Genomic DNA, 7,239 nt, shown 5'->3' with positions numbered 1-7,239 from the left:
CGGCGCGCATCGCCCGCGTGCTGACCAACGACCCAGGCACCGGCGTGATGCGTCACGCCGACGCTGGCTACCAGATCGCCATCGACTGCGCGAAGCAGCAGGGCCTGAACCTGCCGATGATCACCGGCAAGTAATTCAGCAGTCCAGGACCAGGGAGAGGGCCGCCGCACGGCGTGGTGCGGCGGCCCGGTCCGTACCGCAGCAGTACATCGACAGACAAGAATTCCCTTCGGGAGAACAATAACGATGTCCCAGGCCAGTGATAGCTCCAAACCCCTGATCGAAGTGCGTTCGATCAACTACATCCCCGAGGCCGAGCGCCACGGCAAGCTCTACAGCCAGTTCACCCTGTGGCTGGGCGCCAACCTGCAGATCACCGCCATCGTCACCGGCGCCCTGGCCGTGGTGCTGGGCGGCGATGTGTTCTGGTCGCTGATCGGCCTGCTTATCGGTCAGTTGCTGGGCGGCGGCGTCATGGCGCTGCACGCTGCCCAGGGGCCGAAGCTCGGCCTGCCGCAGATGATCTCCAGCCGTGTGCAGTTCGGTGTCTATGGCGCGGCTATTCCGATTGTGCTGGTGTGCCTGATGTACCTGGGCTTCACCGCCACCGGCACCGTGCTGTCCGGCCAGGCGCTGGGCCAGCTGTTCGGCGTCAGCGACAGCGTCGGCATCCTGATGTTCGCCAGCGTCATCGTACTGGTGACCGTCCTCGGCTATCGGGTGATCCATGTGATCGGCCGCATCGCCAGCGTCATCGGGGTGATCGCCTTCGTCTACCTGTTCAGCCGCCTGATGAGCCAGACCGACGTCAGCGCGCTGCTGCAGATTCGTCACTTCAGCTGGAGCAGCTTCCTGCTTGCGGTGTCCCTGGCGGCCTCCTGGCAGATCGCCTTCGGCCCCTACGTCGCCGACTACTCGCGCTACCTGCCGAGCAAGACGTCCTCGCTGAAGACCTTCCTCGCCGTAGGAGCGGGTTCGGTGATCGGCGCGCAGGTGGCGATGATCTTCGGCGTGTTCGCCGCCGCCGGGGCCAACGGTCAGTTCGCCGGCCATGAAGTGGCCTACGTCGTCGGCCTGAGCGGCAGTGGCGCCGTTGCCGCGCTGCTCTACTTCAGCATCGCTTTCGGCAAGATCACCATCTCGACACTGAACTCCTACGGCAGCTTCATGTGCATCGCCACCGTGATCAGCGGCTTCCGTGGCCACCTGGAAGTGAGTCGCTTGCAGCGCCTGGTGTTCGTCCTGCTGATCGTCGGCGCCGCGACCCTGATCGCGCTGCTCGGCCAGCACTCGTTCCTCGGCGCGTTCAAGTCCTTCATCCTCTTCCTGCTGGCCTTCTTCACTCCGTGGAGCGCGGTCAACCTGGTTGATTACTACTGCATCACCCGCGAGCACTACGACGTGCCGGCGCTGGCTGACCCCGATGGCCGCTACGGCCGCTGGAACGTGCCCGGCATCAGCGTCTATGTGATCGGCGTCCTGGTGCAATTGCCGTTCATTTCCACCAAGTTCTACACCGGCCCGCTGGTCGATGCCCTGGGTGGCGTGGATATCTCCTGGATCATCGGCCTCGTGGTTCCGGCCGTTCTCTATTACCTGGTCGCCCGGCGCGTCACGCGGGCAGTACCGGACCGGCTGATCCTGCCGGCCCGCACCTGAACAGACCGGCCCGGCCGCGCGGCCACAAGCAGGCGCGGCCCTTGCACTGCCCCAACCTCATTCACGTTTAGGAGCATCAGATGAACAACACCAAGAAGACGCTGCTGGGCCTGTTCCTTTCCGCCGGACTGCTGGGCGGCAACCTGGCATCGGCCCAGGCCGCCGGCTGGTGCGAGAGTGGCAAGCCGGTGAAGTTTGCCGGGCTGAACTGGGAGAGCGGCATGCTGCTCACCGATCTCATGCAGATCATCCTGAAGAACGGCTACGGCTGCGAAACCGACAGCCTGCCGGGTAACTCCATCACCATGGAACAGGCGCTGGCGAACAACGATATCCAGATCTTCAGTGAAGAGTGGGTCGGCCGCAGCGACGCCTGGAACAAGGCCGCCGCCGCGAACAAGGTAGTCGGCGTGGGCGCGCCCATCGTCGGCGCCACCGAGGGCTGGTACGTGCCACGCTTCGTGATCGAGGGCGACAAGGCGCGCAACATCGAAGCCAAGGCGCCGAACCTGAAGGCCGTGACCGACCTTGCGCAGTACTCCGAAGTCTTCCGTGACCCGGAAGAGCCGGGCAAGGGCCGCTTCTACAACTGCCCGGCCGGTTGGACCTGCGAGCTGGAAAACTCCGAGATGCTGAAGAAGTACGGCCTTGAGGACAAGTACACCAACTTCCGCCCCGGCACCGGCCCGGCTCTGGATGCCGCCGTGCTGTCGAGCTACAAGCGCAAGGAGCCTATTCTCTTCTATTACTGGTCGCCGACGCCGCTGATGGGCCAGGCCGACCTGGTAAAGCTGGATGAGCCGGGCGTGAACAAGGACGTGAAGATCCAGGTCGGCCTGTCCAAGGCGTTCCACGAGCAGGCCCCGGAGCTGGTGGCCGTGCTGGAGAAGGTCAACCTGCCGATCGACCTGCTGAACCAGAACCTGGCGAAGATGGCCAAGGAGAAGCTCACTTCCGAGCAACTGGCCAAGGCCTTCCTCAAGGAGCACCCGGAGGTGTGGACCACCTGGGTCAGCGAGGACGCTGCGAAGAAGGTCCAGGCAGCGCTCTGACGCCGCCGAACCCGGAAGGAGCCCTGGCTCCTTCCGGTGATGCCCACTCCTGACGAGTACGTGCCATGTTTCCCGAACGCTTCACTTTCTCCATCGCCGACTGGGTCAACGGTTGGGTCGATGCCCTGGTTACCAACTACGGCGACGTGTTCCGCCACATCTCCGACACCCTGCTGTGGGCCATCGTCAACCTGGAGAGCGTGCTGCGGGCCACTCCCTGGTGGCTGATGCTGGCCATCGTCGCCGGCATCGCCTGGCACGCCACCCGGCGCATTCTGCCGACCGTGGTGATCGTCGGGCTGCTGTTCCTGGTAGGCGCCGTGGGGCTGTGGGACAAGCTGATGCAGACCCTCGCGCTGATGATGGTCGCGACCATCATCTCGGTGCTGATCGGCATCCCGCTGGGCATCCTCGCCGCGCGTAGCGATCGCTTCCGCGCCGTGCTGCTGCCGATGCTGGACATCATGCAGACCATGCCCAGCTTCGTGTACCTGATCCCGGTGCTGATGCTGTTCGGCCTGGGCAAGGTGCCGGCGATCTTCGCCACCGTGATCTACGCCGCGCCGCCGTTGATCCGCCTCACCGACCTGGGGATTCGCCAGGTCGACCGCGAGGTGATGGAAGCCATCACCGCCTTCGGCGCCAACCGCCGCCAGCAACTGTTCGGCGTGCAGCTGCCGCTGGCGCTGCCGAGCATCATGGCCGGCATCAACCAGACCACCATGATGGCCCTCTCGATGGTGGTAATCGCCTCGATGATCGGCGCCCGTGGCCTGGGCGAAGACGTGCTGGTGGGCATCCAGACGCTCAACGTCGGCAAGGGGCTGGAGGCGGGTCTCGCCATCGTCATCCTCGCCGTGGTCATCGATCGCATCACCCAGGCTTACGGCCGCTCGCGCCACCATGAGGCCAGCAAATGAGCAAGATCCAGGTCAAGAACGTCTACAAGATCTTCGGCGCCAAGGCCGACACCGCCCTGGCAATGATCCGTCAGGGCAAGAGCAAGGCCGAGGTACTGGCCGCCACCGATTGCGTGGTCGGCGTCAACGACCTCTCGCTGTCCATCGAGGCCGGGGAAATCTTCGTCATCATGGGCCTGTCCGGCTCCGGCAAGTCGACCCTGGTGCGCCACTTCAACCGCCTGATCGACCCCACCAGCGGGCAGATCCTGGTGGATGGCGAGGACGTGCTCGCCTATGACTCGGCCGCGCTGGAGAACTTCCGCCGGCGCAAGATCAGCATGGTGTTCCAGAGCTTCGGCCTGCTGCCGCACAAGAGCGTGCTCGACAACGTCGCCTACGGCCTGAAGATCCGTGGCGAGAGCAAGGCGCTGTCCCAGGAACGCGCGCTGCACTGGATCGCCACCGTGGGCCTGAAGGGCTACGAGAAGTCCTACCCGCACCAGCTCTCCGGCGGCATGCGCCAGCGCGTCGGCCTGGCCCGCGCACTGGCCGCGGACACCGACATCATCCTTATGGACGAAGCCTTCAGCGCCCTCGACCCGCTGATCCGCGCGGACATGCAGGACCAGCTGCTGGAGCTGCAGAAGACCCTGCACAAGACCATCGTCTTCATCACCCACGACCTCGATGAAGCCGTGCGTATCGGCAACCGCATCGCCATCCTCAAGGACGGCCAGTTGATCCAGGTGGGCGCGCCCGCCGACATCCTGCACAAGCCCGCCGACGAGTACGTCGACCGCTTCGTCCAGCGCCGCGTCGCCGCGCTGTAACACCATTCGCCGGCGGGGAAGGGGGCTTCCCCGCCTACAGGAGTTCCGCATGTCGTCCTCTTCCACCATCACCTTCGGCAACGGCCCGCTGCGCTGGCAGGACCTGGTCGCGGTGGCGCGCCAGGGTGCGCGCCTGCAGCTGTCGACGGCCGCCTGGGCACGCATCGACAACGCCCACGGCATCGTCGAGCGCATCGTCAGCCGGGGTGAGCGGGCCTACGGCATCAGCACCGGCCTTGGCGCGCTGTGCAACGTGGTGCTGCAGGGCGAGCAACTGGCGCAGCTGTCGCGCAACACTCTGCTCAGCCATGCCTGCGGCGTGGGCGAGCCGCTCAAGGACGAACAGACCCGCGCGATCATCGCCGCCGCCATCGCCAACTACACCCACGGCAAATCCGGCCTGCATCGCCGCGTGGTGGAAGCGCTGCTGGCGCTGCTCAACCACGGCATCACTCCGCGTGTGCCGGCGCAGGGCTCGGTGGGCTACCTGACCCACATGGCCCACGTCGGCGTGGCGCTGCTGGGCATCGGGGAGGTGAGCTACCGCGGCGAAGTCGTTCCCGCTGCCCGCGCCCTGGCCGCCGAAGGCCTGGAGCCGGTGCAACTGGGCGCCAAGGACGGACTTTGCCTGGTCAACGGCACGCCGTGCATGACCGGCCTGAGCTGCCTCGCCCTCGACGAGGCGAGCCGCCTCGCGCAGTGGGCCGACGTGATCGGCGCCATGAGCTTCGAAGCCCTGCGCGGGCAGATCGACGCCTTCGACGCCGAGATCATCGCGCTCAAGCCGCACCCGGGCATGCAGAAGGTCGGCGCCAACCTGCGCGCGCTGCTCGAAGGCAGCGAAGTCATCGCGAGCAGCAAGGGCATTCGCACCCAGGACGCCCTGAGCATCCGCTCCATGCCGCAGATCCACGGCGCCTGCCGCGATCAGCTGGAGCACGCGGCGAAACAGATCGAGACCGAACTCAACTCCGCTACCGACAACCCGCTGGTGCTGGGCACGCCGGACGACTACCGGGTGGTGTCCCAGGCCAACCCCCACGGCGAATCCGTGGCCATGGCCGCCGACCTGTTGGCGATTGCCGTGGCCGAGCTGGGCGGGGTTTCCGAGCGCCGCCTGGACCGCCTGATCAACCCGCTGGTCAGCGGCCTGCCGGCCTTCCTGGTCAGCCAGCCGGGCGTCAATTCCGGGATGATGATCGTGCAGTACGTCGCCGCCTCGCTGGCCGGTGAGAATCGCCAGCTGGCACAACCGGCGGTGGTGGACAACTTCGTCACCTCCGGCCTGCAGGAAGACCACCTGAGCCTGGGCACCAGCGCCGCGCTCAAGCTCGGCCGCGCCATCGACAACAGCCGGCGCATCCTTGCCATCGAATACCTGCTGGCCGCCCAGGCCTTCGAATTCCTCAAGCCGCAGCGCTTCGGTGCTGGCACCGACTGCGCCTGGAGCCTGCTGCGCGAACAGGTGCCGGCCTATGACAGCGACCGCTGGCTGGCGCCGGATATCGCCCGCGCCGCCGACCTGCTGGCCGACCCGGCAGCGCTGCACAGCGTTGGCGCGAGCATCGGGAGGCTGCAATGAAACACCTCTGGCAGCACTGCCACGCCGCGACCATGAAGGACGGCCGCTACTCGATCATCGAGGACGCCGCGATCATCACCGAAGGCGAGCGCATCAGCTGGATCGGCCCGCGCGCCGAACTGCCCGAGCGCCCGATCCAGAGCACCGACCTGGGCGGCGCCTGGGTCACGCCGGGCTTCATCGACTGCCACACTCACCTGGTCTTCGGTGGCGACCGCAGCGGCGAGTTCGAGCAGCGCCTGAACGGTGTCAGCTATGCCGAGATCGCCGCGGCCGGCGGCGGCATTGCCAGCACCGTGCGCGCCACCCGCGAGGCCAGCGAGGATGAACTGCTGGCCAGCGCCATCAAGCGCGCCCGCCCGCTGCTGGCCGATGGCGTGACCGTGCTGGAAGTGAAGTCCGGCTATGGCCTGGACCTCGACAGCGAGCGACGCATGTTGCGCGTGGCCCGCCGTCTGGAGCAGGAGCTGCCGGTGACGGTGCGCACTACTTGCCTGTCCGCCCACGCCTTGCCGCCGGAATACACCGGCCGCGCTGACGAGTACATCGAGCAGGTCTGCAATCACATCCTCCCGGCGCTTGCTGACGAAGGACTGGTGGACGCGGTGGACGCCTTCTGCGAACACCTGGCGTTCTCCCCGGCGCAGGTCGAGCGGGTGTTTCAGGCTGCTCAGCGCCTGGGCCTGCCGGTGAAGCTGCATGCCGAGCAATTGTCCTCGCTGCACGGCTCCAGCCTCGCCGCGCGGTATGGCGCGCTGTCCGCCGACCACCTGGAATTCATGGACGAGAGCGACGCCATCGCCATGGCCGAAGCCGGCACCGTCGCCGTGCTGCTGCCGGGCGCCTTCTTCGTCCTGCGCGAAACCCAGCTGCCGCCGATGAATGCCCTGCGCAAGCACGGCGTGCACATCGCCATCGCCAGCGACCTCAACCCCGGCACCTCGCCGGCGCTGTCCCTGCGCCTGATGCTGAACATGGCCTGTACCGCCTTCCGCCTGACCCCGGAAGAAGCCCTCGCCGGCGTCACCCTCAACGCCGCGCGCGCACTGGGTATGGCCGACAGCCACGGCAGCCTGGAAGCGGGCAAGGTCGCCGACTTCATCGCCTGGGACATCCAGCGCCCCGCCGAATTGAGCTACTGGCTCGGCGGCGATTTGCCCAAGCGGGTCATTCGTCATGGCGAAGAGCTGTGAGCCTGCTCTTCGTAGGAGCGA

At 66.6% G+C, this 7,239-nt stretch carries 7 protein-coding genes; all 7 read left to right on the top strand.

From position 1 onward, the window contains the following. The coding region (locus ACIPK7_RS26175) for a hypothetical protein (protein WP_401091137.1) at nucleotides 1–134 on the top strand (134 nt) is incomplete at its 5' end. 112 nt (nucleotides 135–246) lie between these two features. Next, nucleotides 247–1,659 (top strand): cytosine permease, encoded by a 1,413-nt coding sequence (locus tag ACIPK7_RS26170; protein ID WP_192435893.1) that lies wholly within the window; start codon nucleotides 247–249, stop codon nucleotides 1,657–1,659. An 80-nt stretch (nucleotides 1,660–1,739) separates the two neighbouring features. Next, nucleotides 1,740–2,711: an ABC transporter substrate-binding protein gene (locus ACIPK7_RS26165; protein ID WP_401091133.1), complete on the top strand. Its 972-nt coding sequence runs from the start codon at nucleotides 1,740–1,742 to the stop codon at nucleotides 2,709–2,711. Between the two features lie 65 nt (nucleotides 2,712–2,776). Next, the gene (locus tag ACIPK7_RS26160) at nucleotides 2,777–3,631 is read left to right on the top strand and encodes a proline/glycine betaine ABC transporter permease (protein WP_169935865.1); all 855 of its coding nucleotides are present in this window, start codon (nucleotides 2,777–2,779) and stop codon (nucleotides 3,629–3,631) included. Next, nucleotides 3,628–4,443 carry a glycine betaine/L-proline ABC transporter ATP-binding protein gene (locus tag ACIPK7_RS26155; protein WP_401091131.1) on the top strand — a complete coding sequence of 272 codons (816 nt, stop codon included), beginning with the start codon at nucleotides 3,628–3,630 and terminating at the stop codon, nucleotides 4,441–4,443. Before ACIPK7_RS26160 ends, ACIPK7_RS26155 begins: the two co-directional genes overlap by 4 nt. Nucleotides 4,444–4,492: 49 nt before the next feature. Continuing rightward, nucleotides 4,493–6,025 carry a histidine ammonia-lyase gene (hutH, locus tag ACIPK7_RS26150; protein ID WP_401091129.1) on the top strand — a complete coding sequence of 511 codons (1,533 nt, stop codon included), beginning with the start codon at nucleotides 4,493–4,495 and terminating at the stop codon, nucleotides 6,023–6,025. Next, the gene (hutI, locus tag ACIPK7_RS26145; RefSeq protein WP_401091127.1) at nucleotides 6,022–7,218 is read left to right on the top strand and encodes an imidazolonepropionase; all 1,197 of its coding nucleotides are present in this window, start codon (nucleotides 6,022–6,024) and stop codon (nucleotides 7,216–7,218) included. The genes hutH and hutI overlap by 4 nt, the downstream gene beginning before the upstream one ends. Nucleotides 7,219–7,239 lie beyond the last annotated feature (21 nt).

Source organism: Pseudomonas sp. NPDC086581, assembly GCF_044746165.1.
In the GTDB taxonomy this organism is placed as follows: Bacteria; Pseudomonadota; Gammaproteobacteria; order Pseudomonadales; family Pseudomonadaceae; genus Pseudomonas.
This window is presented reverse-complemented; position numbering and strand designations above follow the sequence as displayed.

Coding starts and splice junctions, on each gene's coding strand:
- hutI (WP_401091127.1), top strand. CDS start 6,022: ATGAAACACCTCTGGCAGCACTGCCACGCCGCGACCATGAAGGACGGC.
- ACIPK7_RS26160 (WP_169935865.1), top strand. CDS start 2,777: ATGTTTCCCGAACGCTTCACTTTCTCCATCGCCGACTGGGTCAACGGT.
- ACIPK7_RS26170 (WP_192435893.1), top strand. CDS start 247: ATGTCCCAGGCCAGTGATAGCTCCAAACCCCTGATCGAAGTGCGTTCG.
- hutH (WP_401091129.1), top strand. CDS start 4,493: ATGTCGTCCTCTTCCACCATCACCTTCGGCAACGGCCCGCTGCGCTGG.
- ACIPK7_RS26165 (WP_401091133.1), top strand. CDS start 1,740: ATGAACAACACCAAGAAGACGCTGCTGGGCCTGTTCCTTTCCGCCGGA.
- ACIPK7_RS26155 (WP_401091131.1), top strand. CDS start 3,628: ATGAGCAAGATCCAGGTCAAGAACGTCTACAAGATCTTCGGCGCCAAG.